At 36.0% G+C, this 26866-nt stretch carries 21 protein-coding genes; 6 read left to right on the forward strand and 15 right to left on the reverse strand.

What is annotated here, in order from left to right; genetic code table 11:
• Positions 1–33 precede the first annotated feature (33 nt).
• Positions 34–654 carry a DUF5715 family protein gene (locus ACKTTZ_RS03270; protein ID WP_034696827.1) on the reverse strand — a complete coding sequence of 207 codons (621 nt, stop codon included), beginning with the start codon at positions 652–654 and terminating at the stop codon, positions 34–36.
• 218 nt (positions 655–872) lie between these two features.
• Between ACKTTZ_RS03270 and aqpZ the strand changes: the two genes are divergently transcribed.
• Positions 873–1589, forward strand: coding sequence for an aquaporin Z (gene aqpZ, locus ACKTTZ_RS03275; RefSeq protein ID WP_407849133.1), 717 nt, complete (start codon positions 873–875; stop codon positions 1587–1589).
• 278 nt (positions 1590–1867) lie between these two features.
• Here aqpZ and ACKTTZ_RS03280 read toward each other — a convergent pair whose 3' ends face one another.
• From ACKTTZ_RS03280 to ACKTTZ_RS03315, 8 genes are all read right to left on the reverse strand, one after another.
• Positions 1868–2413: a hypothetical protein gene (locus tag ACKTTZ_RS03280; RefSeq protein ID WP_079243018.1), complete on the reverse strand. Its 546-nt coding sequence runs from the start codon at positions 2411–2413 to the stop codon at positions 1868–1870.
• A 173-nt stretch (positions 2414–2586) separates the two neighbouring features.
• Entirely contained in the window at positions 2587–3579 is a 993-nt protein-coding gene (locus tag ACKTTZ_RS03285) for an acyl transferase (RefSeq protein WP_407847310.1), read from the reverse strand.
• A 194-nt stretch (positions 3580–3773) separates the two neighbouring features.
• Positions 3774–4544 carry a UDP-2,3-diacylglucosamine diphosphatase gene (locus ACKTTZ_RS03290; RefSeq protein WP_034696825.1) on the reverse strand — a complete coding sequence of 257 codons (771 nt, stop codon included), beginning with the start codon at positions 4542–4544 and terminating at the stop codon, positions 3774–3776.
• A 20-nt stretch (positions 4545–4564) separates the two neighbouring features.
• Entirely contained in the window at positions 4565–5011 is a 447-nt protein-coding gene (locus ACKTTZ_RS03295; protein WP_034696824.1) for a 6-carboxytetrahydropterin synthase, read from the reverse strand.
• Between the two features lie 277 nt (positions 5012–5288).
• Positions 5289–5888, reverse strand: a complete 600-nt coding sequence (locus ACKTTZ_RS03300; protein WP_407847313.1) for a porin family protein — start codon at positions 5886–5888, stop codon at positions 5289–5291.
• A 101-nt stretch (positions 5889–5989) separates the two neighbouring features.
• A complete protein-coding gene (locus ACKTTZ_RS03305) occupies positions 5990–6433 on the reverse strand; it encodes a DUF4304 domain-containing protein (protein ID WP_407847315.1) in 444 nt (147 codons plus the stop codon).
• A gap of 3 nt (positions 6434–6436) precedes the next feature.
• Complete coding sequence (locus ACKTTZ_RS03310; RefSeq protein WP_407847317.1) at positions 6437–12775, reverse strand: FG-GAP-like repeat-containing protein; 6339 nt, start codon at positions 12773–12775, stop codon at positions 6437–6439.
• A gap of 5 nt (positions 12776–12780) precedes the next feature.
• Positions 12781–13233: a T9SS type A sorting domain-containing protein gene (locus ACKTTZ_RS03315; RefSeq protein ID WP_407847319.1), complete on the reverse strand. Its 453-nt coding sequence runs from the start codon at positions 13231–13233 to the stop codon at positions 12781–12783.
• A 667-nt stretch (positions 13234–13900) separates the two neighbouring features.
• On the opposite strand from ACKTTZ_RS03315, the gene ACKTTZ_RS03320 reads away from it, so the two are divergent.
• Both ACKTTZ_RS03320 and ACKTTZ_RS03325 read left to right on the forward strand, forming a co-directional pair.
• Positions 13901–14281: a helix-turn-helix domain-containing protein gene (locus ACKTTZ_RS03320; RefSeq protein ID WP_407847321.1), complete on the forward strand. Its 381-nt coding sequence runs from the start codon at positions 13901–13903 to the stop codon at positions 14279–14281.
• 22 nt (positions 14282–14303) lie between these two features.
• Positions 14304–14798 carry a hypothetical protein gene (locus tag ACKTTZ_RS03325; RefSeq protein WP_407847323.1) on the forward strand — a complete coding sequence of 165 codons (495 nt, stop codon included), beginning with the start codon at positions 14304–14306 and terminating at the stop codon, positions 14796–14798.
• 64 nt (positions 14799–14862) lie between these two features.
• On the opposite strand, the gene ACKTTZ_RS03330 is transcribed toward ACKTTZ_RS03325, so the two are convergent.
• Positions 14863–16485, reverse strand: coding sequence for an IS1182 family transposase (locus ACKTTZ_RS03330; RefSeq protein WP_407845762.1), 1623 nt, complete (start codon positions 16483–16485; stop codon positions 14863–14865).
• A gap of 541 nt (positions 16486–17026) precedes the next feature.
• On the opposite strand from ACKTTZ_RS03330, the gene ACKTTZ_RS03335 reads away from it, so the two are divergent.
• Positions 17027–17335, forward strand: coding sequence for a hypothetical protein (locus ACKTTZ_RS03335; protein WP_407847325.1), 309 nt, complete (start codon positions 17027–17029; stop codon positions 17333–17335).
• 1205 nt (positions 17336–18540) lie between these two features.
• On the opposite strand, the gene ACKTTZ_RS03340 is transcribed toward ACKTTZ_RS03335, so the two are convergent.
• The 5 genes from ACKTTZ_RS03340 to aceB form a co-directional block, all read right to left on the reverse strand.
• Positions 18541–19707, reverse strand: coding sequence for a hypothetical protein (locus ACKTTZ_RS03340; protein ID WP_407847327.1), 1167 nt, complete (start codon positions 19705–19707; stop codon positions 18541–18543).
• Positions 19708–19736: 29 nt separating this feature from the next.
• Entirely contained in the window at positions 19737–20123 is a 387-nt protein-coding gene (locus tag ACKTTZ_RS03345; RefSeq protein ID WP_034696820.1) for a thioesterase family protein, read from the reverse strand.
• Positions 20124–20252: 129 nt separating this feature from the next.
• Entirely contained in the window at positions 20253–20825 is a 573-nt protein-coding gene (locus ACKTTZ_RS03350; RefSeq protein WP_034696819.1) for an OmpH family outer membrane protein, read from the reverse strand.
• Positions 20826–21003: 178 nt separating this feature from the next.
• The gene (aceA, locus tag ACKTTZ_RS03355) at positions 21004–22284 is read right to left on the reverse strand and encodes an isocitrate lyase (RefSeq protein ID WP_407847329.1); all 1281 of its coding nucleotides are present in this window, start codon (positions 22282–22284) and stop codon (positions 21004–21006) included.
• A gap of 132 nt (positions 22285–22416) precedes the next feature.
• The gene (gene aceB, locus ACKTTZ_RS03360; protein WP_407847331.1) at positions 22417–23991 is read right to left on the reverse strand and encodes a malate synthase A; all 1575 of its coding nucleotides are present in this window, start codon (positions 23989–23991) and stop codon (positions 22417–22419) included.
• A gap of 126 nt (positions 23992–24117) precedes the next feature.
• Between aceB and ACKTTZ_RS03365 the strand changes: the two genes are divergently transcribed.
• Complete coding sequence (locus ACKTTZ_RS03365) at positions 24118–25599, forward strand: helix-turn-helix domain-containing protein (protein WP_407847333.1); 1482 nt, start codon at positions 24118–24120, stop codon at positions 25597–25599.
• A gap of 604 nt (positions 25600–26203) precedes the next feature.
• Positions 26204–26857, forward strand: coding sequence for a ComF family protein (locus ACKTTZ_RS03370; protein ID WP_034696813.1), 654 nt, complete (start codon positions 26204–26206; stop codon positions 26855–26857).
• Positions 26858–26866: the final 9 nt, after the last annotated feature.

A 26866-nucleotide genomic window follows, 5' to 3' on the forward strand; every position in this document is an offset into this window, starting at 1 on the left:
ACAAACTAAATATGCTATGCAAGAGGATTTTAATTAATAATTTTTCACAGTAATATGATAACAGCTCTGTTGCCTCTCTTTGATGTAATATATTCTACCAGCTTTCTCATAATGCTTTAAAACTTTCTCCAGAGCCACTTCCATTTTCGGATTGTATTTTAAAACGTTGTTGAATCTTACGTAAGAAATGTCAAAAGAGTTGCCATAGTTGTGAGAACTAATCCCTAGCGAGGCGTTTGAATTCACTCTTCTCAGCCTGCACTGGTCTTCAAGGGTTCTGGTAATAGATGAAACAGTAAATGTACCGCCTTTTGTATCCTTACTGAATTTAGACCCTATTTTTTCCAGAGTTGTTTTTGCCTTGGATACCATATAAGCTCTGCTATAATCAAGCCTCTGGACCTGATACCCTTTACCGGATTTTTTTATTTTGTGGAATTTTCCGTTGTTGATATATTTCTGTATGGTTTTGGAATCTTTCAATAATTGCACTCCAAAACCTTTGGAAGCATCAAGATGAGATTTATAAAGCGGTGTAGGTTCTACCTTCAATACAGTGGCAAGATCATAGCAGGGAAAAGCTTTTTTGGCTGCCTGCGAATAATGTAAACTATAAATAAAAGGTACAAAGACCACACAAAAAAACTTTCTCATTCACCTTCCTTTTAAATTACAAATGAAAGATAAAACATTTATGTTAGATCTTTCAAGACTGACGATAATACTCTCTCAACAAATCCCAAACAAACATTACACCAAATTACAGATTTTGCAATTTTTGTTCCCTCTTTTTTGAAATATTTTTTCAGTTTTAACTTTTTACTTTAAGATTTAAATTTTACATTTGAGATACATAAACAATAAACAACATGATAAAAAAACTTTTCGCTGAATTTTTCGGCACATTTTGGCTTGTTTTCGGAGGGTGTGGAAGCGCTGTTTTCGCAGCGGGTGTTCCAGACATCGGCATCGGACTTTTAGGCGTTGCTTTAGCCTTCGGTCTTACTGTTCTTACCATGGCTTACGCTGTAGGGCATATCTCAGGAGGACACTTTAATCCGGCAGTTTCTTTCGGGCTTTTAGCGGGAGGAAGATTTCCGGCAAAAGACCTTATTCCTTACATTGTTGCCCAGTGTCTGGGCGCAATTGTAGCAGCAGGATGCCTGTATACAATCCTTAACGGTGCCGGAGCGGTAGAATTCTCAAAACCCGGAGATTTTGCCACCAACTTTTACGGTGAAGCCGTTTACAATGGAAAAGCGTTCAGTATGGGAGCGGCATTTCTTGCTGAGTTTCTATTAACCGCATTTTTCCTTATTGTAATCATGGGAGCTACAGATAAGTGGGCTAACGGTAAGTTTGCCGGTCTTGCCATCGGTCTTACGCTTACTTTGATTCACCTGATCTCTATCCCGATTACCAATACTTCTGTAAACCCTGCGAGATCACTTTCTCAGGCAGTCTTTATGGGAGGAATTGCGATGTCACAGCTTTGGTTGTTCTGGGTAGCTCCTATTTTGGGAGGAGTTGTAGGTGGATTGATCTACAAGTTCTTACTTCAGAGAGATACTGCTGAAATTGCAGATTAATTTTTAAAATAATATTCAATGATAAAATCCTGTCAGGCGGCAGGATTTTTTTTATTTCTGATTTTGAATAAATTGTTTTGAAATTCTTTGTAAACGCAAAGTTTTTATAAAGATGAATTTTATTTAAGGGAGCAAAGTGGTTACGACTACGTCGTTGATGAAGTGATAGGTTTTACGATCGCTTAATAAAAATCAATGAAATTGATTCCTTCTTTGCTTTCTTAAATTTTAAATATAGAAAATGAGTCTTTGCGTTAGAATAAGAAACCTTCTTAATTTTATTTCAGTTTTTTGATTTCAAAAGGATTTTTAAAGATGAGCTCTTCATGTTTTCCTTTAATTTCCATTTTGCGCTGAAGAAGATTAAGCGCCATTTTTCTGATAAAAAGATCTTTGTCATTCAATTTCCAGTAAGAATCTTCATGAAGTTTTTTAGGTTGGCGAATCAGATAGAATTCGGTTTCCCAGGTATCTGCATTATGATAAAACTCAATAATTCCACAATGTTCAGGGATAAGAGCTGCATCTACCATTCCCATCGGGAGTAAAAAACTAAAGGAATTGCATACATAATCTCCGCAGGAAATTTTATCATGTTTCAGAAATTTTTCTCCGGTATCTTTGTTCAGGTAAGATTTTTTGAAATCATTTTTAAAATCACTTTTTGAAAATTTGATTTCAATTTCATGACTTCCGCCTTCTGAGTCTATGATTAATATATCCGCTTCCCAATCTGCCTGAAAATAGTTAGTCAGTACAATTTCTTTTTCAAAATCGCAGTGTGAATGGATGTAGGCATGTATAAGTTCTTCTATTTTGATCATAGGTAAAATTGTAAATGCAAAGTTCACAAAGTTTTTATTTACTTGCTGTTTACTGTTCGCAAAGGCGTTTCACTCAGCTAAAGTCACAACCTGTTTTATTTATTGTGATTATACAAAAATTGACAAGCGAAGCGAATTGACCATTCACAATTGTCCTCTTAGGTCCAAGATCATCAACTCACCAGCAGGCTGCATCCTCTGATATCTGAATGATCTATTCTTCCCAATACCTGAAATTTATCACCAACTATTTTCCCTAAGTCCTGGGTTGCAATAAATGAGCAGGAATGCGTATTGGCAAGGTCAATAATATTAATAGCTCCTGTTCGGCCTTCTTTTTCGTAAGCCAAAGGGTCTTCAGCATTCCGAACCATGATTCTCATCCAGTTTGGGCATTCGTATTCATTATTTCCAAGAGAATAAGCCTGAGAAAGCAGTTCTGTCATGGAATATTCTGAATATATTTTGTTTGTTTTAAGACCTTCCTGCAAGATTTTCAACAATTCATCCTTTGTCATTTCTTCCTTTCGTCCTTTCATCCCACCGGTTTCAATTACCATGAGATCATCAGGGAAGTTCAGGGATTCTTCGCTTTGCTCAGCATCGCAGTAATCAAGAAAGTCTAATAAGGCAAAGGAAACTCCGAAAAGAATAACTTTTTTATCCTGCAGTGTATTTAATAGCTCAAAAAGTTCAGCATGATTATAAAGAAAATATCCGTTTTCCGGCTTGGCAGATTTCTTCATCAGATAATCTACCATATAGATCAGTGATGAGTTTTGTTTCTCAAGATAACTTGGAAGCAGTCCCAGAAAAATAAAATCTTCCGGCTTTCCGATAAATTTCTCAAAACTTTTATAAATACTCTCTTCATAAAGCTCCGGATCTGCTATGAAATGTTTGGAAAGATTCATCTGGGTTGTTCCTGAGCTTTGAAAGAAAAGATCAGCAGACACATTTTTATCCAGGATCTGATGGTTTTTAAACATTTCAATAGGAAGAAACGGAATTTTCACCAGACTGTCGACATCATCGGGATTAACTTTCAGAAAATCAACGAATTTCCGGTATATTTCAACATTTTCATATTGATAACGAAATGTTTTCAATGATGCATTCAGAAAATCCTGTTCAGTCTGTATGTTGAATATATTTTTCAATTCCATAATTTTTGAATTTCTTAATCCCTTACTACAAGGCAATTACAGAGATAAAATATTGTTATTTAATAATTTTTTAATGCATAAACCTATTTTGGTAGACTTATTGCAATGAGTTACTTGGAATATGGATTAAAAACAAGAGTGGGTTTTTCCACCCGTTCGAAAGTTACCTCTTTTTAGGGGTAATTTTTTTTGCTTTATTTTTCAAAAGTCTTGAGTTCAAAATCTTTTTCAAAAACCCCGTAAGTGAAATAGGAAATCCAGTCTCCAAGGTTGATATATTTTGCATTTTGTTCCAAATCCAGCACCATTGGCAGGTGTCTGTGCCCATAGATGAAATAATCAATCTTCTGAGTTTTCAGTTTTTCTTTGGAATAAATAATCAGAAACTCTTTATCTTCTCCCAGGAACGCTTTGTCTTCTTCTCCGGAGATCATTTTATTTTTTTGGGAAAGGTATAATGCAATTTTCATCGCAATATCGGGATGAAGCCATTTGAAGAACCACTGTGCTACCGGATTGGTGAATAGTTTCTTCATTCTTTTGTATCCTTTGTCTCCAGGTCCCAAGCCATCTCCATGAGCCAGCAGAAACTGCTTCCCTCCCATTTCAAAATATTGTTTCTGATAGAATACAGTACATCCGATTTCTTCTTCCAGATAATCTTTCATCCAGAGATCATGATTTCCGACAAAGAAATAAATATGGATTCCTCTGTCTTTAAGTTCTGCAATTTTCCCAAGCACACGAACGTATCCTTTGGGAATAACATGCTTCCATTCATGCCAGAAATCAAAAAGATCGCCCATTAAAAACAAAACCTGAGCATCTTCTTTGATCTCATCCATCCAGCGTATAAATCTCTCTTCACGCACCTTGCTTTCCTTGGGTGTAGGAGCACCAAAATGCTGATCTGAAGCAAAGTATACTTTTTTTCCAGGTTCTAAATTAATTGTTGTTTTTAACACCTTCTGAGTTTTGTGAAAAATTATTGATTATCTTCTGCAAACCATTCTCCATAAGAGTTTTCTGTCTCGTGAAGTTTAAGATAAGCTAAAGAAATTCCTTCGGGAAGTCTTGATTTTACTTTAGCAGCAATAGCATACAACATGTTTTCACAAGTCGGCTGGAAACTGCAATAGATTACTTTATGTCCTTTCTGCTCAAGGTCATCTCCCAGTTCTTTGTGTGGAGACAGCGCATTGACAAGAACCGCATGATCCCATACGTCTACGATCTCAGATTTTACGATACTTTTGATATCTCCGAAATCTACCACCATTCCATTTTTAGGATTTTCAATATCATTAATCGGTTTTCCCTTCACTGTTACAAACAGTTTATAGGAATGTCCATGCATATTTTTACACTTCCCATCGTAGTTGTAAAGCACGTGAGCCGTTTCGAATGTAAAAATTTTTGTAATACGTATCATATTAAATGATTCAATTTTAAATTATTAATTTTCACTTAGTTATATTTTAATCTTTTTAAAAAGTGTCAAAATATGTGTCAACAAAATAAAAATGTGTAAAATTAATTTTCAAATTTAAGATAAAAAGAGGAAGAAATGAAATGCTTTCGCTATTTGAAAAAGTTAATTTATAAAAAAGGAGCACATGAAAAACTTCACATACTCCATATAAATTCTTATAAGCTTCTCTAATTCCTTCTCTATAAGAGAAGTTAGGAGATTTTCTTTTTTTTATTATTTAAAAAAAGTAATTTAGACCTAGCTGGAAATTAGTATTTTTAGAAGAATCTCCAAAGTCATTTTTTAAAATTTTAGTTATGCCGGCAATATACCTTGCATTCACTCCTAAGTTAGGTGTAAATTTATATCCTAAACCTATCCCGGCACCAAAATTAAAGCTTTTCATAGTATCTTTATTATCCGCCTTATATGTACTGCCATTAATATCTCCTTTCGCCTGGGCATTTACAAGAATTCCAAACTCAGGGCCAGCTTCCAGATAAAATTCAGGAGTGGCATTATATTGAAGCATTATGGGAACATTGATATAACCAAGCATTTGTTGCATATTCTTTATTGTATAGGTTGCCATCTCATAATCGCTTTTTGCTTTTGCCCCTTGCTGACTGTAAACAATCTCTGGCTGAACACCGAATACATCTGAAATAGGGATATTAACAAAAGCTCCGGCATAAAATCCAATTTTAGATTTAGAATCACCTCCCGTAAAGCTTGAAAGGTTCCCTCCTGCTTTAATTCCAAATTTGGGTCCGTCTGCAGATTGAGCAAAAGAAATAGTTCCAATAACTATACTTAAGCTTAGTAATAGTTTTTTCATATAATATGTTTTAAAATTATTTTACTGATAGATGTTTATTTATAAAGAGCTACCCGTATTCACAGGTAACTCTTTATAGAATTAAAGAATTTTACGAATAATTATTTCATAAGTTTCTCCAGTTCTTTTTTTACTGAGGAAAGAACCATTATTTCTCCTTTGCTTTCTAAATCAACAATATTGGCTTTAGTCATAAGTTTACTGACGTACGGTTTAATAGTATTACTAAAAAGTTCTTTCAGTCTCTCAGTCCTGAGCTCATCAGACATGGGCTTATCAAAAGATAAAACATCATCCATTATTTGCTTACCAATATCTCCCATAGGACTTTTGATTAATTCTTTTGTAGGAGAATAATTTGTATCAAAAGAACCCTGTATGAAAATTTTTATATTTAGCATATAATAATCTCCATACTTTGATTTTTGTAATTCCAGAACTGCAATACATTCTGGACTTTCTTTATACCAACCACCAAAGGCTTGTAAAAAATCATTCTCTTTAGCAATTGAGCCAAATAAACTCTTAAATTCTTTACTGTTCATAAATTACTTTTTATAATAGGCTTCCAAAATCTTTTTCCATTCGATATCTTTCAATCTAGGGTTTGCTTTGATTGCTGCCGGAGACTGCAGTTCTTCTAAATACATTTGTAATTGCTTTTCTCCTGCTCTCAATTGCGTAGGATTTAGTGGCTTTAATTCATAAATTTTGCCATTATCAATATCCAGATAATCAATTCTTCTTCCACTAGGCAATCTGTATTCTTTATAACCTAAGCCCTGAGCTGCTTCTTCCGCTTTATATCCACTATGTAGTTCTCTTCCCAATTTCATGGTGGATTTCATATATTCCCCCTTAAATTTAACTGGAACTTCCGATTTGTAAATTGGTACAGGTATTTCATCGATATACTGTATACCAATAATTTCGTCGGCAATTGTTCTCTCAACATCTCCAACTATTAAAGTAGATATTTTGGGAACCGTTGAAGTTGTACCTACCGTCGTAATTTTTGGAGTATTATTTAAAGTCCATTGAGTTCTACCTGACTGAATTGGAGCTCCTTTAAGTATTGTTGCTGGTAGATCACCAGTTTCAGGCGCCCGTGCATTCTTGATAATCTGCCCTATTGCTCCGGATGCCGCTCCTACAGCACCTCCTATAGCTGCGCCAGATAAACCACCCATTAGAGTTCCTTCTATTACATTTTCCCCAAACATTACTGCGGTGGCAAATCCGTTAATAGCTCCTGCAATGGCTCCTCCTGAAGCTCCCGAAATAGCCCCACCTAAAAGACCACTACTTATACCATAGACTGATGCTGCACTAAGAGCAGCAGTTCCAACGGAAAAGCCCACTGCTCCGGTAAACGCCCCAACAGCAGCTCCCATTGCTATTTTCCCCCATGTAGCTCCCCAGTTCCAACTGAAAGGGTTATATGAACCATTAGCTTTTACTCCTGTGAAGTAACCGCCTGCGACTCCTCCTATTATTGCCGCTACAGCAATCCATGCAATCTCTCCATTAGGATCATTATACAGTAGCGGGTTGTTCGCCACATACCCATACCTGTTATAGAATTGGGTATTAAATGGGTCCTGAATATTTTCATCTGAGTTCAGGAACCTTCTGAGAAGCGGATCATAAAGCCTTCCGTTCATGTGGATAATCCCCACTTCCATATAATGCTCATGACCTGTATAACCTCTGTCAATAAATAATCCTCCGGTAACGCTTAAAAGTACATCAATACTCGCTTTACCTACAGCTAACTTAAGTTTTCCAATGCGAAGATGAGTTAGATTGCCCCATGCATCAAAGTGCCTTTGCTCAAGCATATTTCCAGCTTCATCACTAATGGCCAGGATGCTTCCGAGATAATCTTTATGCAAAAATTTAAAAGAGCCACTATTCTCATCAAAGTTCTTCAAAAATACAATATTGCTTTCATATGGTGTACCCCCAATATAAATTATATGTTTTTCTTTTCCATTTATATTGTTCTTAACAACTTCAAAACTTCCTTCTTCACTGAATAGTTTAGTGAATTCTCCATCGTCTTCCGGAGAAAACTGACCTTTATAAGTTGCCCTTTGTCTCATTCCACTTAAACCATACTGAAAGGCCACAGTTCCCTTTTCCCCAACAATATATACTGGGTCATTATTCTCATTATAAAGCACATTTTGTATAAGATCCTGATCATAATTCAGTACCCCATCACTGTTCAGTGTCATACCGGTAGCCTGATAGAGCTTATCAGCATTTTCATACTTGATGGTTCCCACCTGATCATTTTCCAGTATTCTTCCTTTAGCATCATAAATATTTCTATTGGTAAGAGGCTTAATTCCTGAAATTGGGTCTGTCCAGTTTACCAGGCGGTTGTTGTCGTCATAATCAAAATATTCTGTATAAGAAGTGATTCCCGATTGTCTGTACTTAAGTTCATTTTTAATCGCATCAAAGGAGTAAGATATTTTAATGATATCTGGTTTAACTGAGGAAGAATGGTTAACATTTGTCAGAAAGCCATATGAATCATAAGCATTCACTATCTCTGCAGCACCAAGCTTAGATTTTACCACTAGTCCTTTTGCGTTGGTTTCTTTCAGTTCCCATAAAACTTTTCCAGAAGTTTTTTCCTTAACCTGGTAGAGCTCACCATTCCAGGCATTGTACAGATTTTCAATAGAAACATTAGTTGTTCCGGTAGATGTTTGTATTGCCTTTTCATAGGAACTTACTCTTCCCTTGCTGTCATAGACAACATTCTTGTGTGAAAAGTAGGCTTCAGGAGTTTCCTGGAAAGAAGCAATTGTCCGTCCTTGTGGATCATAATTTATGGTATACGAATATTTTTTCCCATTGGAGGTTCCTGTTTTTTCAGCAAGTCTTCCCTTATTGTTATAGGAGAAATTTATCGCTTTATCAGTTTCGCTTCCAGTGGTGGACTTTTCATTCTGTAGGATAAGCTGCCCAAGACTGTTGTATTGAAACCTTTTTTCACCTTTTGGGCTTATTACTCTTGACAGAGCGCCCATATAACCAAGATATTGATATTCATAAACTCCGGTAGAAGGATCTTCTACCTTTATTTTATTTCCCCAGTCATCATACATCGTAGTAACAATATGCCCGGCATATTTGGCCATTGTCTGTTGACCAGCTGCATTATAAGAGAACTGCACTGTTCCGCCCTTATCGGAAGATGATAGTATATTCCCTAAAGCATCAAGTGTTCGGGAAGTTGTTCTACCATAATCCAGCTGACTGGTTTCTTTCACTGTTGTGGTCAGCCCAGATATGATAGTCTCTGTCTGTTTCCCGGTAAATGCTGTGAATTTTACCTTAGCCGGGAATACTGTATCATCATATACAAAGGTATTCCACTGGCTGACCCCCTGTCCGTCGAAATAAGGTTCAGATTCTTTGGTCTTTCTACCCAGGATATCGTATTGAATGTCTTTAGAGACATACTGCCCCTGCACGAAAGCTTTTGAAGATGTTTTATATTCCTGTCCCAGCTTGTTAGTAAACACTTTTGCTACATTTCCATCAGGATCATTACGCGTAATGGTCTCATTGTATTGATTGTCCTTTTCATATAAGTAAGTTGTCGTTCCCGTTAAGCTGGAAGCCGAACTCTGGAGTTTACCCCATGCATCATAGATATTGGTGAGGATATTGCCGTTCGGATCTGTTTGGGTCAGGACCTGTCCCAGGCTGTTATAAGTGAACCCAATTTCCAGTCCGATATTATCGGTTTTTTTAATAATAAATCTTCCTGTTGGATCGTATTCATCTTTCTGAGTTTTTGAATTTCCGTCTAAGGCTGAAATTGTCTTTTTCTCCGTAATATTCCCAAATCCGTCATATTTATATTCTTCTGTTACAGCTTGTGCTAAACTGTTTCCGGGGAAAAACTGGCTGCTTTTTAAAAGGTTATTCTCATAGGTATAGGTCGTAAAAGTATTCTTTACATCACCATAAGCCTCTGTTTTTTCGGCCTTGTTGGTAGGTCTTCCAACATAATAATTATTTCCTGTTCCTCCAATATTGTGGGTATAGTCAAACTCAGTGGCAGATACTCCATAGCCATTGTTGGTATTGATTTCTATTTTAGAAGGCAGATAATAGTTCCCATAAGTTGTTACTTTCTGCGTGAACGTTCCGGTTAAAAAATCTTTTGTTTTGACAAACTTAGGAACAATAGCCGTAACAATTTTGGATTGATACCCTGAGGGTACAGTTGTGACTACCTGGCCATTCAGCAGCTTATCTGCTTTATACTGTACAGATTCAAAACTTAATAATTGGGTATTATTCTCTGAGATATCTGCCGGGAAAATATTACTTTCATTGTTGGTCCTGATGCTCCATTCTTTTACAGGGGCACCGTCTATAGCTGGATCTATTTGTGATCCTGACCATATTTTGGTGTTTTCAAACCCGTCAGCATACCAGGAAGAGCGGGCAATCTGATGAAACCCTAATAATTTTTTACCCTGCAGGTTTCCTACAAGTCCTCTATAACGGAAATCCTGTTTTCTGCCTTCTTCTATAAGCTGTGACACCGCATATGCCTGGTCTACCCTTGCCATGGCATAGTTAGGATAAAACTCTTTCTTTTCTTTTTTGTAGAAGTCAGGAGTAGTGGTATTTCCCGGAACTACTTCCAGATATTTTACAGCGGTAGTCACTCCTCCCTGTGTAATAGAAGATATTCTAGCCAATTCAGAAACAGGGGTAGGTCCTTTTATTTTTTTCAGGAACTGTTTCCAGTATAAAAAGACATTATAATAATTATTCCCGGATTTTATAGAATTGGTAACAGGAGTAAAAATAGTAGCATCCATCAGGTCCTGTGTGCTATATGTTGGACTCTGAAAAGACCAGTTGGGAGTAAAATCCGGGGTCCCGTTTAAGTCAGATCCATTAGCCATCTTTGCACTTACAACATAACCGAAATCTCTTGAGCCAGCAGCATTGTACATATTGATCTGGTTATAGGAAAATACCTGAACAATGTCAGATTTCCCATCCTTGTTCATGTCTGTAACCGAAAAGAAATATTGTTTGGCAAATTTGGCATAATTCCCGGTCACTTCTTTTTGGAATTTTCTATAGGTAAAAAATTCCTGTTTTAAGAAAGGATTAAAGCCTTTATCGGTTCCTATGTAAAACCTCCAGTCATCAGGCTTTCCTATAGCATAATCGGTAATAGGGATTGCAAAGTCAAGTTTTCCGTCTCCATTGTAATCACCATATAAGACAGGGAATTCAGGATCTCTGGTTTCCAGTAGTGTTCCGGAAAATCTTATTTTCTGTATGAATTGTCCAGCACTGTTTTTTACAAATTCAAAAACGGTATATTGCGTACCAGATACATTAATAATTTCCACTTTTCCGTCCCCATCTATATCCGTATACTTACGTTCTTTATAATCATTTTCATTGATTCCAGCATCAAGTAGCAGACTAATTAAAGGAGTAGCCGGATTTTTGAGATCTACAATACCTTTTACATTAAACCCTGCAGGTGCACCATCATCAAGAAAAGCATCCGGTATACCATCGCCATTAAAATCACCTACTTCAAGAATTAAATTATCACCAGCTGAATAAAAAACGGTATTGCCAAGACTTTTATCAAACACCTTTACAAAAGCATTGTTTCTAAAAATATAGCCATAGATCCTGCCATCCTTAAACTCAACAATTCCATTCCCATTATATACCTGGCCTTCTTCGTCTAATAGTGTACTAACTATTTTAGCATTACCGGCAAAAGTTTTACCCGTAGAAACGGTTGAAAATGTCTCATTGAAAGCGCCCAGCTTCACTGTACCATTATTCATCAGGAAGTCCAGATAAGAGTCTCCATTAAAATCTGCCACCAATTTGACATCATTAAAAGGTTCAGGCTCAGCCGTATATTCTGCATAGGAAGAATTTACCATAGCAGGATAAGTGAAAGTAACAGGATTGGCAGGCTCGTTATTAGCATTATATTCGATGATCTTTCCGACAAACTGGTAATTGGTTCCATTGCCTGTATACTCTATGCTGTATCGCTTAAACTGGTTATTATTGGTAAGTACCTTTACCTCTGAAAGAATCTTATTTTGGTAAGATTTGAGCCCCTGTACATAAGATTCCTCTTTTAAGCCTCTATCATTATATGAAAACTGAATGGTATTCATATGAGGCTTATTCAAATCCTTGTTACCACCCCAGCTTATGCTGCTTATCATGGCTGTGCGAGTTCCCTGGACATAACTGTAAGTAATATAATTTCCCTGTGGATCTTTCCATTCGCTTATATTATATTCATTTGGTATTCTGGCAACTGGATTACGGCCATACCAAGCCTGAGAACCATCTTCAAAAGTTACTTCCCAATATTCCGGGCCATACCATCCAGCGGCAGTTCCTATAGATTTAAATTTGGTATTGGAATACTTTTCCGTTACATATTCTGCACCGTCTTTACCATATACACCAGATTTCAGCACCAGCCTTTTACCATTAAAGCTGTAATAATCAGAAAAATCCATCTGAAGTCCCTTTACCTCTCCGGTATTTTCAATGGTTTTGCCTGATCTTGTGATGGCTGTAATTCCGGAAATACTCCATCCATATCCTGCAATACCATTGCCGGATTCACTGTTGTATACTAAACTCACCTGTGGTGATACTGTTTTCACTCCCGGAGGAACATCTATGGGCAAAGAAAACTGAAGCTGCCCGACTCTGCTGACTTCAATATCACCTTTAGTATCATGGAAGTTCGTGGTTGTAGTCTGAGAAAAACAGAATACGGATATAAAAGATAATACAAGTGATGAAAACAGCTGTATTTTGTTATTGTACTTTTTCATAGCGATTATCTTTTAGTAATGTTTTTACTGAAAATTCGTCCGTCTTTCAGGGTGAAGCGCAATATATATACGCCCCAATCATATCCTGACATATTTATTTTCAGCTGCCTGTTAAGGCCGGCAATATTCTGCTGTTGGAATTTCCAGTGCACTGTACTGTGTTGATAAAGGGAGACAGATTCTATCAGCTTGTCTGTTTCTTCGGTCCAATCGATGGTAAGAACATCATTTACTGGAACTGGGTATAAACGGATCTGTTTCCAGAAGGTTTTTTTATCCATTGTCTGCGTTGGCAGTGGAGCGGTTTTATACTGTGCTGAAGTGGTTTTGGCAAAACTATCAGGGCCCCGGTAGCGCTGGCTGCCTGCTTCGTCATACTTAAAGTAGACCTCTGTTTGCTGGGCATAAGACATGCTCAGCCCTGTGCATAATAATGCACTTAAATAGATTTTTTTCATTGTAGTGTTTTTTAGAGTTAAAAATTTGTATTAACTGATCACGGTACATATCCCGTTTATTACGGGATCTCATTCAGGATCTTTATCCTGACAGATAGTATGCTTTCATACGTTCTCGGTATTGTATTACAGGTATCATCCCGGTTATTATATCAGGATGTATTGATTGTTCAGTCACGGGGACGCTCAGGTCTGAAGCCCTGCACAAAGAAAATAAGGATAACCCTTATAGCGTGCATACAAGAAATTGTGTTAGGTGAATACAGAATTTCTTTTTCTCATTTGTTGTTTTTTCTTCTGACGAACTTACGCATTGTGTAAAAACCTTACCATCCGTAAAATAACGGTATTTATACTTTCGGTTTTTTACGGTAAGAACGCAGCCTGTGTAAAAATTTTCTCATGTTGTGTTTTTTATTTCCTGAATACAAAGCTACTGGCTGATAGCGACAAACCGTGTCGTATTTTAATTTTTCTATACTGCATTCAGTTAACAGATATAAAAATACAGTAATAGGCAGCTTACTATTTATGGGATACTAATTTGCAAAAAAAATATTAGAATTAATGCTTTATACCTCTTATAGATAAAAGTATTTGTAAAAATCCGGAGTCATGATATACTTTAGTAATAATTTTTATTACTTTAGTGGTAATTTTAAAAGGTATGACAACACTGGGAACCAAACTGAGAAAACTGAGAGACGGTAAAAAAATATCGCAATCTGAAATTGCTAATATATTAGGTGTATCACAATCTGCGTACAATAAATGGGAAGCAGATCAGGCCAGACCAAGTTCAGATAATCTATTAAAAATAAGTGATTTTCACGGTGTTGAAATTAAGGATTTGCTTGAAGATAATGCAGGAATAGTTTCAAATAATATTTTTAAAGATTCAAGTATATCCCATCATATATTTAATTATGCGCAGACGGTAAATATGCAATCTCCTGAGCTTGTAGATACCATATTAAAAAACCAGAAAGATATCTCTAAACTGATAGAGCTCCAAAGTAAGCTTATTGAGACCCTCCTCAAAAAATAAAAACCCATAAAAAATACAAATAATGGCATTAACAAATCTAAACAACACGCATCTTACAGCTGAGCAGCTGTCAGCAGCCCAAACATCTTTAACCTCTCTGGAAGATGCTCTGGCTATCATTACTGTGAATCTTACACCGGAAGACCGCCAGAAATACGGCAGCATCAATGAGCAGAGCAAGCTTCTGGTGAACAAAGTAGCAGATTACAGAAAAAACCAGCCGGCCTTAAGCGCTTCCGAAATAGATTGGGAAGAATTCAACAGGGATCTTACTTCCAGACAAAACTATGAAGGCTTTATCGCAAGGCTTGAAAGCCTCATTACAAGACTGAAAGGCGCCAAGACATTACATGACTATGACAATTACCAGGCTGCACTTACAGATTATGCTTATACCGCTTATAAGGCAGGAACAGCCTCTCCGGGGTTTGAAATAAAGCAGAATGATCTGAAACAGTTTTTCGCAAAGAGCATAAGTACCAAAACAGATGAAACGCTCCCGAAAGAGAACAAATAAAACCATAAAAAGAGGCTGTCCAAAAAGGTCAGCCTCTTTTTTTTTGTTTTGAGACTGCGTATAGTTATGCAGCAATTTTATACTTTTGGATTTTCATATACTTATGGAAAAGATGCATATGTTGTTTGCATTTAAGTGTATTTAGCCAATTTTTACGGTTAAGTTTTCTGTTTTTCACTAATTTTCTAAGATTATGTGCCAATGCCATTAATCCAAATTCAATATTTACTTTTTCAAGTCCTTTTAGAGTAAATCTTGAAAATTTATTATTGCTTTTTAATTGCCCGAATACAGCTTCTACTTCTATAGGCCGTTTACTTCTGTGGTAATGCCCTTTTTCAGATATCAGCCTTTGTCTGGCTTTCATTCTGTGATGGTTCAGATTATAATTCACTTCGATTAATCGATTATCCTGGCTTTGATGGCAGCTTTCTCTAAGAGGACAACCCTGACATCTGAAAGCCTGATAATAATGTACCTGAGATTCATATCCGTTACTGCTGATTCTTTTGCCTTTACCGATAAAGTTCATTTGCTGTCCGCAGGGACATACATAGAAGTTATTTTCCTCATTATAATATAAGTTCTGTACAGCAAACGCATTGTTCTTCTCACTGCGCTTCTGTTCTTTATGAAAATTATTATATTTTACATAGCCCTCTATAGCTTTTTCTGCCATCATTTCGTAATTCTCTTCACTTCCATATCCGGCATCTGCTACTACCTCTTTACTTTGTTTGTGATACTGATTTTCAAAGCTGTTAAGATGATCCTTCAATGTAGTGGTATCTCCAGGAGTCTGATGAATGCTGTAATGGGTGATAAACTGGTTTTCAGTACTGATCTGTGCATTATAGGCTGGCTTAAGCTGCCCATTTTTCATATGGTCGTCTTTGAGCCGCATGAAGCAGGCGTCGGGATCTGTCTTACTATAACTGTTGCGGCCTGAGAGTATTTTTAATTGATCTTCATACTTCTGTAATCTGGGCAGGTCCTGATGCTGAAGCTTTTTAATGAGCTTCTTACCGGTTTTATTGTCCTGTGCCACAGAGTGATTAAGTTCTGCTATTTTATCCTGAAGCTCTCTGCTGTCAATAGATTTTGGAAGGGTCTTTTCATGGGATTCATAACGCTCTTCTTTGATTTGGGATTCAATATCTTCAAGTACGGAATGAATTTGAGCTTCCAGTTTTAATTTATTCTTTTCTACAGATTTTTTCCATACAAAGCTGTATCGGTTGGCAGATGATTCTATTTTTGTACCATCTATATATTGAACATTTAAACTTACGTAACCTAAATTCTGCAAAACAACGGTAACATCTGCAAAAAGACGGTGAATATGGTTTTTAAGCCGTTTGCTCCTAAAGTAATTGATGGTTCTGTAATCAGGCTTACTGTTGCCGGAAAGCCACATGAAATGAATATTTTCTCCAAGTGCCTTTTCTATTTTACGGCATGAATAAATATTGTTGAAATAGGCATAGAATAAAACTTTGATCATCATCCGGGGGTGAAAACTTGTCGTTCCACCGCCTTTATATTCACTTATAATATGATCGATATTCAAGTTATCCACTAATTCATTGATAAGACGTACCGGATCATTAGCACCTATCTTATCAAAAATATCTTCAGGAAATAAGCTGGGAGTATTGGTGGGTAAAGATTTAAACCGTACTTTCATATCAATGTTTGTTTGGGTGCACCTTAAAGATAAATCTTAAAGGACAAACAACAAAAAAATCCCCGAAACTTTTTAAGTAACGGGGATATTTTTTTGGACTTTTTAGACAGCCTCTTTTTTATTACGTGGTACCACCGGTCTTTTGTGGTTTGGAAATACTCCCTTAAGGTTGTACACTTCCCGGTGTACGTCTTTGAAAGGTCTTTTGTGGTTATATAACTGTTATTTTTAATAAAACAGCCCCAGCCAAGGAGTAAAGAACCATAAAACAGCTTTTTGTAAGTAAAAAAGAAGGGATATTGAACCCCGGTTTTTATATCTGAGACCATACATTATAATTTATCCTGCTGTCCTCTGTTTTCAATGCCAATAGCATAAGCTTTGCGCCATGCTGCAGGGGCATTATTTGCTTTACCCTCTGTTAATAGTTTAATGTGAATGTTTTTTGAAAAAATAAACTTTTTAATATATTTGTGTCTATTGTTTAACAGATGAATGTAAACAGTAGCATAATTATAAAACACAATAAAAATTTATTTATATGAATGATTTTTTCAACTTTTTAGTTAATATTTTGATGTTATTAGTAGCCTTAATTCCCTATAGGAAGTATATAAAAAGAAAAAGCCGGGAAATATATGAACATCCGTATTACAGACCCGTTAATAATATTATAGCAGCAGGGGCTTCCATATTTGTAGTTGTGTCCTACTTTATTGTAGCTATGTTGTTCTGGATTCTTAAGTTTAAAGCTTCTGAGGCAGGATTCTATATCTGCGTTGGAGCAACTATACCAGTTATTGCTTTTGCGCTATTTTTTTACAGAATTAACTATATGCCTAAACTATAGTAAACCCTTTTGGTAGTGCAGTAGGAATGAAACATTGTTATTTTTCCTGTTCAATACCTTTTATAGTTAAATATAGAGGTTAATTAAACTTTTATATTCATTATTTCAACCACAAGAGGCACAATATTTTTTATTATTTCAATGTCAGGGTTTGACAGGTTCTGAGACTAACATTCCTAATAACAAAAGCCTTCCAACCACAGTGAAAGGCTATACTAATTTGGATTGAACAGAACTCATGAAGAAGAATTCATGTGCAAGATAAAAATGTTTTATATAGATTCAAAGTACATTTTCACAAATACGAATATCGCTCTAAAAGTTTTAGAAACCGGTTGATATTTTACAAATAATCTCATTAACTTGTTTTGTTTTGTAAATGATGAGGTTTTATAAGGTCAAAAAAAAGCCTGCTATATCTCTATAGCAGACAAACACAAGTGACAAAAAAAATAAATTTGTTTTATATTTTAAAAGTAAAAAGAAAATCTATTCGATCAAAATACTTTCCCTCAAATACGAATATCACTCTAAAAGTTTTAGAAACCGGTTGATATTTTACAAATAATCTCATTAACTTGTTTTGTTTTGTAAATGATGGGGTTTTATAAGGTCAAAAAAAAGCCTGCTATATCTCTATAGCAGACAAACACAAGTGACAAAAAAAATAAATTTGTTTTATATTTTAAAAGTAAAAAGAAAATCTATTCGATCAAAATACTTTCCCTCAAATACGAATATCACTCTAAAAGTTTTCAAAACAGATTAATGATTTACAAAAAAGCAGGTATTTTGAAGTTATTTATATTGGAGTTGTTTAAACTTATAAAAAATATTGGGTATTTCTTAAACCATTAAGAAGGATTTAAGCAGTAAAAAATAGTTAATTTAAGACAAATCATTCTGATTTTTAAGCTTAAAGCGAAGCTCATCTTAATACTCAAGACACCTTAATGCAATCTTAATGTTTCAAAAAAGTTTAAACAAGTTTATTGTTTTAAATGACTGTTAAAAGGTATTCTAATCTACTTTTTTCACTTCAAGGGTCTTTACAGTCTGGGCTATAACCTGTAAAGAAAAAGCCTGAAAATAATATTGTTAAAATAGATGATTTCATGGAGATGTCTGTTTGATGTTCCCTTAGTAAAAACAGCTGTGGGTTTTATTGTATTACATCAGGAAAAAAAATTCTGTAACTTCAGCTATTATTTTATCTTTTTTTCAAATCTGTTAACGACTTTATATTCTTTGTCTTTGACAACAATATCATAATTACCTTTATCCAGAATTAAAAAGCGGCTGTCTTTGGACGCTTTGAGCTCAATGATATCAGCAGGAATTCCCTGTTTTTCAAATTCTCCTTTTCTGTAAGCAAAAACCAAAACCGGATACATAGAAACTTTAAAAGCAGGAACCTTATAAAGCTTTCTGTTTTTTTTCAACATCCAATTGGGTCTGCCTTTAATATATTTTGTAACGGGATGAATGATTTTAATATCAGTATACAAATCTTTGTCTTCACCATTGTATATTCCCTGATTTTCATCTTTTAAAACAACAGGAACCGTATTATTTGTCAATCTTAAAAGTGGTTCATTATACTTCAGGTTACTTTTTTCTGAAAACTGGGTCTGATCAATGGTAAAAGGATTCACACCTGTTAAGTCTGAAAGTCTTCCCGCCATTGTTTTTTCCCAGGATTTATGAACACCTTCATAAGCGTGCTGATAACCACAATAAATGAGATATTTTCCCTCCTTATTTTTCTGCATAAAATCGAAAATATTTTTTGCTTCTCCAATTTCTCTTTCTTTGTTATTTCCTTCCGCTTCGTAAGGAAAAAGCGTAAACCCAATTTTCAAAGCATTGTAGATAAAATTTCCGAATTCCGGTTCTTTGGAGTAATATCCGCTACTGAGAGCAGCAAATTTTGTGGTATTTAAAGAATCACTTGCTAAAGTTTCGAGTCCCAAATATCTGTAGCCTTTATCATATAATCCCTGAAGTAAGGAAGAGGCAAAATTTCTATGACTGGCATTATGATGAGCTTCATTAATGATAATAATCTGTTCACTGGCCGCTCTTTCTAAGATATACTCTTTTGCATTGACAGGCTGTAATTTTATGAATTTCAAACTATCTGCAGTACTCAACTTTTTTACACGTCCAAAAGTCTCATCCCAACTTTCCAATGCCGGTTTATATTGTCCGCTTATTGAGTAGTATGTGGCTGCCATCTGGCTTTTCCAGGATTGACCTTGGGTAGAGTCTGATACCTTCTTTTTGATATCATCCGTAAACCAGTAAGAATTTTCCTGGCCATAGCCTATTATGCTTAACAAGAGTAAAGCCAGTGAATAAGAGAATTTCATGTGTATTTAGTTTTTGATTAGGGTTCTAGCTAAAAAAACTTCTCCAGCCAGTCGTTTTCCAGACGTTTTATTTTTTTGGTTTCAGGATCAAACAGAATCCAAAGTGTACTTGAGTCTACCACAAGTTCATCATTACAATAGAATTCAACTTTTCTTGGCTGTTTGGCTCCTTCGGGAGTCAGAGGATAGGTTCTTACGGTAATGATATCCCCCAGATAAACCTGTTTTTTATATCGGATATGATGATCCAGAAGCATCCAGGCATCGTTTACATATTCTGTTTGCTGTTTCAGAAGATCCCAGTGTTCCGCTGCTACTTCTTCCACCCAGTGCACATACTGCACATTATTTACATGATTGTTCTGATCAATATGATCTTCTGTTACTTTGATCTGTTTTTCATACATTAAATTCATTCTGCTGAAAGTTTACTCAAATGTATCATTTTAAAACAAAACTTTCTCCATTCAACCCCACACTTTTATGTATAAAAAAACGGAATCATAAGTTCTGATTCCGTTTTTTTATTCAGTATAATGAAATTCTTATTTAGATTTCCCTGCCGGTTTAGCAGGAGCTGCTGTAGCTCCCAGTTTGCTTTTCACAAGCGCAGTGATGTCCTCACTTCCATCGTTGTAAACAAGATTATTAGATTCCTGAGATGCAGTATCAAAAATATAATTCAAGCCTCTTTCTTTCGCCGCGGCAGAAATAGCAGTCCTTACTTTTTGTTGCAGCGGAGTAAGCAATTCGCTTTGTTTAGCAGCAATATCTTTACCTGCCTGCGCTCTCGCTTCTTCTATCTTCTTACCAATACCCTGCAATTCTGTTTGTGCAGCAATCAGTTCCTTGGTCACGGCTTCTTTATTAGCTTCACTCAGGGTTTTTTCTTTATCTTTTGCAGCTTTCAGTTTATTCTGATATTCAGTAATCAGTTTTTCAATTTCCGTCTGCTTGGTTTTAGTTAGATTATCAATAGTGGTACCTATAGTTTTTGCTTCCGGTAAGCTTGCAAAAATATCATCAGTATTCACGCTTCCAATCTTCTGTTGGGCTTTCGCAGCATTTGCAGTAAGTGTTAATCCTAATGTAATAAAAAGTACTTTGATTAAATTCATTTTTAATATTTTTTTCGTCCTCAAATATAATTCAAATTTTCATTATTTATTACATGGTATTTTTCAATAATTATTTCACTTACCGAATGAAATTAAAAATAGCGATCAATTGCCTTAAATACAGAAAAACCTCCTCATCACAGAGAAGGTTTAACATCAATAAAATATGGAAAAATGACTAATGGAATTGTGCGGTTTCTGTAGAATCTTTCATTGCCACGGTAGCAGAAGAGCCGTTGGTAACAATATTCTGTACTTCATCAAAATATCCTGTTCCTACAAATGACTGATGCTTCACTGCTCTGAATCCTTTTTGCTGTAATGCAAACTCACGTTCCTGAAGTTCTGAATATCCTGCCATTCCTCTTTCTTTATACGCTAATGCCAGTTCAAACATTGCCGTATTCAGAGCGTGGAATCCTGCCAGCGTAATAAACTGGAATTTATATCCCATTTTAGCCAGCTCTTCACGGAAAGTAGACATTTCTTCTACACTCAGTCTTGCAGCCCAGTTGAATGAAGGTGAACAGTTATAAGCAAGCATTTTCCCAGGGAATTTCGCATGAATTCCTTCTGCAAATCTTCTTGCCTGCTCCAGATCAGGATTAGAAGTCTCCATCCAGATCAAGTCTGCATAAGGAGCATAAGACAAACCTCTGTCGATACCTTGTTCTACCCCATTTTTTACTACATAAAATCCTTCAGAAGTTCTTTCTCCTGTAACGAATTTTTTATCTCTGTCATCAATATCAGAAGTCAGTAAATCTGCTGCATCGGCATCCGTTCTGGCAATAATAAGACTAGGAACTCCAAGTACATCAGCTGCCAGACGTGCTGCAATCAGTTTATTGATTGCTTCCTGCGTAGGTACTAATACTTTTCCACCCAAGTGTCCACATTTCTTGGCAGAAGAAAGCTGATCTTCAAAATGTACACCAGCAGCTCCCGCTTCGATCATCTGTTTCATCAGTTCAAAAGCATTCAAGTTACCTCCAAAACCAGCTTCAGCATCTGCAATGATAGGCACAAGATATTCTTTATTTCCTGTTCCGCTTACAGATTGCACCTGATCTGCCCTCAATAAGGCATTATTAATTTTCTTTACCACAGAAGGCACTGAATTGGCTGGATACAATGACTGATCAGGATACATTTCCCCTGATAGATTGGCATCTGCAGCCACCTGCCATCCTGAAAGATATATTGCTTCCAGTCCGGCATCCACTTCCTGCACTGCCTGATTACCCGTTAATGCACCAAGTCCTGCCACATAATCCTGAGTATTTAATTTATCCCAGAATTTTTTGGACATTTCTGTAGCAATGGTGTAATCTATGGTATAAGAACCGCGAAGTTTCAGAACTTCTGCTGCTGTATAAGGTCTTTTTACACCGTTCCAACGTGGATTTGTCAGCCAATCTTGCTCTAGAGCCTGGAGTTGTTCTTGTCTTGTTTTCATAATATTTGGATTTTGTTTGATTAGATTTTGGGTTTCGAGATACGGAATTCGAGATACGGGATTCGGGGTTCGGGGTTCGGAGTTCGGGGTGAAAGTATGATTCTCAAACTTTCGAACACTCACACTCTCAAACTAGATAAAAGGGTATGCTTTAAGGGTTAGAAATTCTTCAAAGTTTTCAGAGAAAATCAGTTCATTGAAAAGTTCTTTGGCCAGGTTGAATTTCCCATTTTGGAAACGGGTTTCTCCTACATACTTTTCAATATGATCCATTTCTTCTTTTTCCCACTGCAATACCATACTTCGGGTTAATGTTCTGTCGTCACTCAATACAGCTTCGTTCTTCAGCCATTGCCAGATTTGTGTTCTTGAAATCTCCGCAGTAGCTGCATCTTCCATCAGATTATAAATAGCGGCAGCGCCAGTTCCCATCAGCCAGCTTTCCAGATAAAGAATTCCTACATTGATATTTTTCCGGACTCCTTTTTCGGTAATATCTCCTTTGGGGATTTCCAGCAGCTGGCTTTCTGTTATATGATATTCAAATTTTTTATCGATCTGATTTTCAGAAGGCATATACAGGTCAAAAATTTCTTTTGCGACCGTTACCAATGCCGGATGTGCAACCCAGGTTCCGTCGTGACCATTTTTCACTTCCCTTTCTTTATCATTTTTTACTTTTTCAAAAGCCTTTCTATTGGCTTCGTCATCATCTTTTACAGGAATTTGGGCTGCCATTCCACCGATCGCATGTACATTTCTTTTATGACATGTTTCAATCACTCTTTTTGAATAGGCACTCATAAAAGGAGAGGTCATGGTCACCTGATCTCTGTCCGGAACAATAAACTCAGGAAGATTTCTGAATTTTTTAATGTAAGAGAAAATATAATCCCATCTTCCACAATTCAATCCTGCACTGTGTTCTTTTAATTCAAATAAAATTTCATCAATCTGAAATGATGCGGTAATGGTTTCTATTAAAACTGTAGCCTTAATGGTTCCCTCCGGAATTCCAAGATAGTTTTGGGCAAAAACAAAAACTTCATTCCACCATCGGGCTTCTTTATAATGTTCCAATTTCGGAAGGTAAAAATAAGGGCCACTTCCGTTTTCCAAAAGCTGTTTTGCATTTCTGAAAAAATAGATTCCAAAATCCGTCAGTGAACCTGAAGCTTTCTCTCCATTGATTTCAATATGTTTCTCCGGAAGATGAAGACCACGTGGACGAACCTGCAATACTGCCGTTTTTTCATTAAGGGTATAGGCTTTCCCTTTTTCATTAACAAAATCAATGGTTCGGTTAATAGCATCAGAAAGATTAATCTGTCCCTGGATACAGTTTTCCCAAACCGGCGAACTGCTGTCTTCAAAATCCGCCATAAACGTAGAGGCTCCGGAATTAAGGGCATTGATAATCATCTTGCGGTCAACAGGTCCGGTAATTTCTACTCTCCTGTCCAACATATCTTCAGGAAGCGGAGCACATACCCAATGGCCGTTTCGGATCTCAGCTGTTTCTTTTAAGAACTCAGGAAGATTTCCTCTGTCAAAATTATGCTGTGTATTTTTTCTTTCTTCTAAAAGTTCAAGTCTTTTATGATTAAAGTTCTGATGAAGCGAAATCAGAAAATCTGCCAAATCAGGAGTAAATATTTCCTCAAACTGCTTCTGTGACTTTATTTCTAACTGAGTCTTGGTTTCCATAACTTATTGATTTTGTGATTTGATGTTACAAACATAAATAAAAATTTTCACAAACAGCGAACGTTCGCTAAATTTATTTAAAATTTATTATGCGAATAATCGCATCTAATTATTTATATTTGAGTAATGAATTCAGAAAGCGACTTTATCAAAACAGTTTTCGGGCTAAAACTGAAACAGCAGAGACAAAAGAAAAACTGGTCTCTGCAAGACCTTGCTGTAAAAACAGGATTATCAAAATCTTACCTCAACGAAATTGAGAACGGAAAAAAATATCCCAAGCACGATAAAATCATTCAGCTTTCTGAAGCACTAAGTTGTACTTTCGATGATCTGGTTTCTACCAAGCTGGATAAAAGTCTGGCTCCTTTCAACGAAATTCTTCAGTCTGATTTCTTCAAAGAAGTTCCTTTGGAGTTGTTTGGCATCAATAAGAACAACCTTATCAGCATCATAAGTGATGCGCCCAAAAAAGTGACTGCTTTCATCAATGCACTGATTGAAATTTCACAGAATTATAACCTTGGAAAGGAAAGATTTTATTTTGCCGTATTGAGGTCATTCCAGGAATTGTATGATAATTATTTTCCGGAAATTGAGGGAAAAGTAGAGCTGTTTACTGAAGAAAATCAATTACAGATAGGAAAAAACTTAAAGTCTGATGTTCTGGAGAAAATTCTTGAAGAAAAATTCAGCTATACCATTCAGTCTGAAGATTTTGAGAAATATGGAACGCTGGATAATCTCCGTTCTCTTTTTATTCCGGAGAAAAAACTTTTACTTCTGAATCAAAAACTGGAAAAGGATCAGAAAACGTTCATCCTCGCTAAAGAAATCGGCTTCAATGTTTTGGAATTAAAAAATCGCCCCAACACGTATTCATGGCTGGATTTCGGAAGTTTTGAAGAAATACTGAATAACTTTTACGCGTCTTATTTCGCAGGAGCTTTGCTCATTTCAAAAAAACCTGTTATTGAAAAGACTTCAGAATTTTTCCAGCAAAATAAATGGGAACCTAAAAATTTTGAAAGTCTGATTAATAGCTTCACCCGATCTCCGGAAACCTTCTATTATCGCCTTACGAACATTCTTTCAGCAGAGATGGGAATCAAAGATCTTTTTTATTTATGTCTGGTAAAAAAGAAAAATTCGGATAAAATTCAGATTTTAAAAGAGCTGCATCTGAACCATCAACAGGCTCCTCACGCCAATGCTACCAATGAACATTATTGCAGAAGATGGATTGCGGTGAAAAATCTTGGTGATTTAAAAGAGAATGAAACTCTAACGGATGCTCAGATTTCTCATTATAAAGATCAGGGAATAAGCTATCTTGTGATTTCTACTTCACAAAAAAATCCTTTTTCGGATGGAAGTAACAGAAGTTATTGTCTGGGGATTTTACTGAATTCTCAAACGATAAAAAAAATAGGGTTTATCAAATCTCCTTCTTTAAAAACCATCAATGTAGGAGTTACCTGCGAATCCTGTAGTATTCCAGATTGTGAAGTAAGACAGGCACCACCCGTGAGACTGGAAAAGGAACATTTTAATCTGAGTATGAAAAATGCTGTAGAGAAGATTAGGAAGACGTTTGAAGATATTTAAAAGTGAATGGTGAATTGTCAATACGCTTCGCTTGTGAATTTTTATGCGAGGTTCGGGATGCGAGATTCGGGTTTGTGAATAATCGGTTTGCTGCTGAAATTTACGGATAACTTATTTTTCTAAACGCAGAGTTCACAAAGTTTTTCTATACTATTTATAACTTTTCCGATCGCTATGGTGTTTCACTCAGCAAAAAAATGTGCACAAACATCTGTGCAAATCTGTGGAATCTGTAGAATCTGTAGAATCTGTGGGAAAATCTAACAGTATCAATCCATATATTATATAAATAATTGATCTGATTAATTCAATAGGAACGGACTTTAGTCCGTTTGAATAAAACATGTGAGTCAATTGGCTTCAGCCAAAACCTACACATTATCTCGCAATGCTCACAAAGCTTTAATTCATGGCTTTAAAATCATTCGCCAGGGCGTTTCACTCAGCAACGAAAAAATCCTTCCTCTGCTCAATGAAATTTCCTTGTGAATGATATATGAGATAAACTGACAAATCTTTGTGAACGTTAGCATTAATAACAATTCACGATTGACTTTGCAGCGCAAAAATTGACGATTATTTTATATCTTAGTAAAAACACACTATGATATTAGACTTATTGTTTCCCAACCGTTGCATTCATTGCAACAGAATCATAGATTCTGAACTTTTGGTCTGTGACCTTTGTTTTCATCAGATTCATTTTACACACTATGATTATTTTGAGAATAATCCGGTCAAGGAAAAATGCAGTTTATTTTTTCCGGTTGAAAATGCGTTTTCTTTAATTCAGTTTGAAGAGGAAAGTTTAAGCCGGCAGATTATCCACGAACTGAAATACAGAAGCAGGGAAAAAACAGGAAAGATTCTTGCCAACTGGACTACAGAACGCCTTAATTTCAATAATAAAAAACCTGATTTACTAATAAATGTCCCTCTTCATCCAAGGAAACTCAAAGAGCGCGGATATAATCAACTTCATGTATTCACAGAAACTTTATCTTCATTTTATAACATTCCTTTCGATCATCAATTAATTAAACGAAATTACTATTCAAAAGCTCAGGCTTTAAAAGACAAGAAACATAGATTGGAGTCTACGAATATGTTCTCCATCACCCAACCTATTACCGGGAAGCACATCCTCCTGATCGATGATGTTTTTACTACAGGAAATACTGTTTCATCGGTTGCATGGGAGATTTTGAATGCCGGTGACAATAGAGTGAGTGTATTGGTGATGGCTGTGGATATTTGATATGGGGTG

This window comes from Chryseobacterium sp. KCF3-3, from assembly GCF_045865955.1.
Classification (GTDB): Bacteria; Bacteroidota; Bacteroidia; order Flavobacteriales; family Weeksellaceae; genus Chryseobacterium.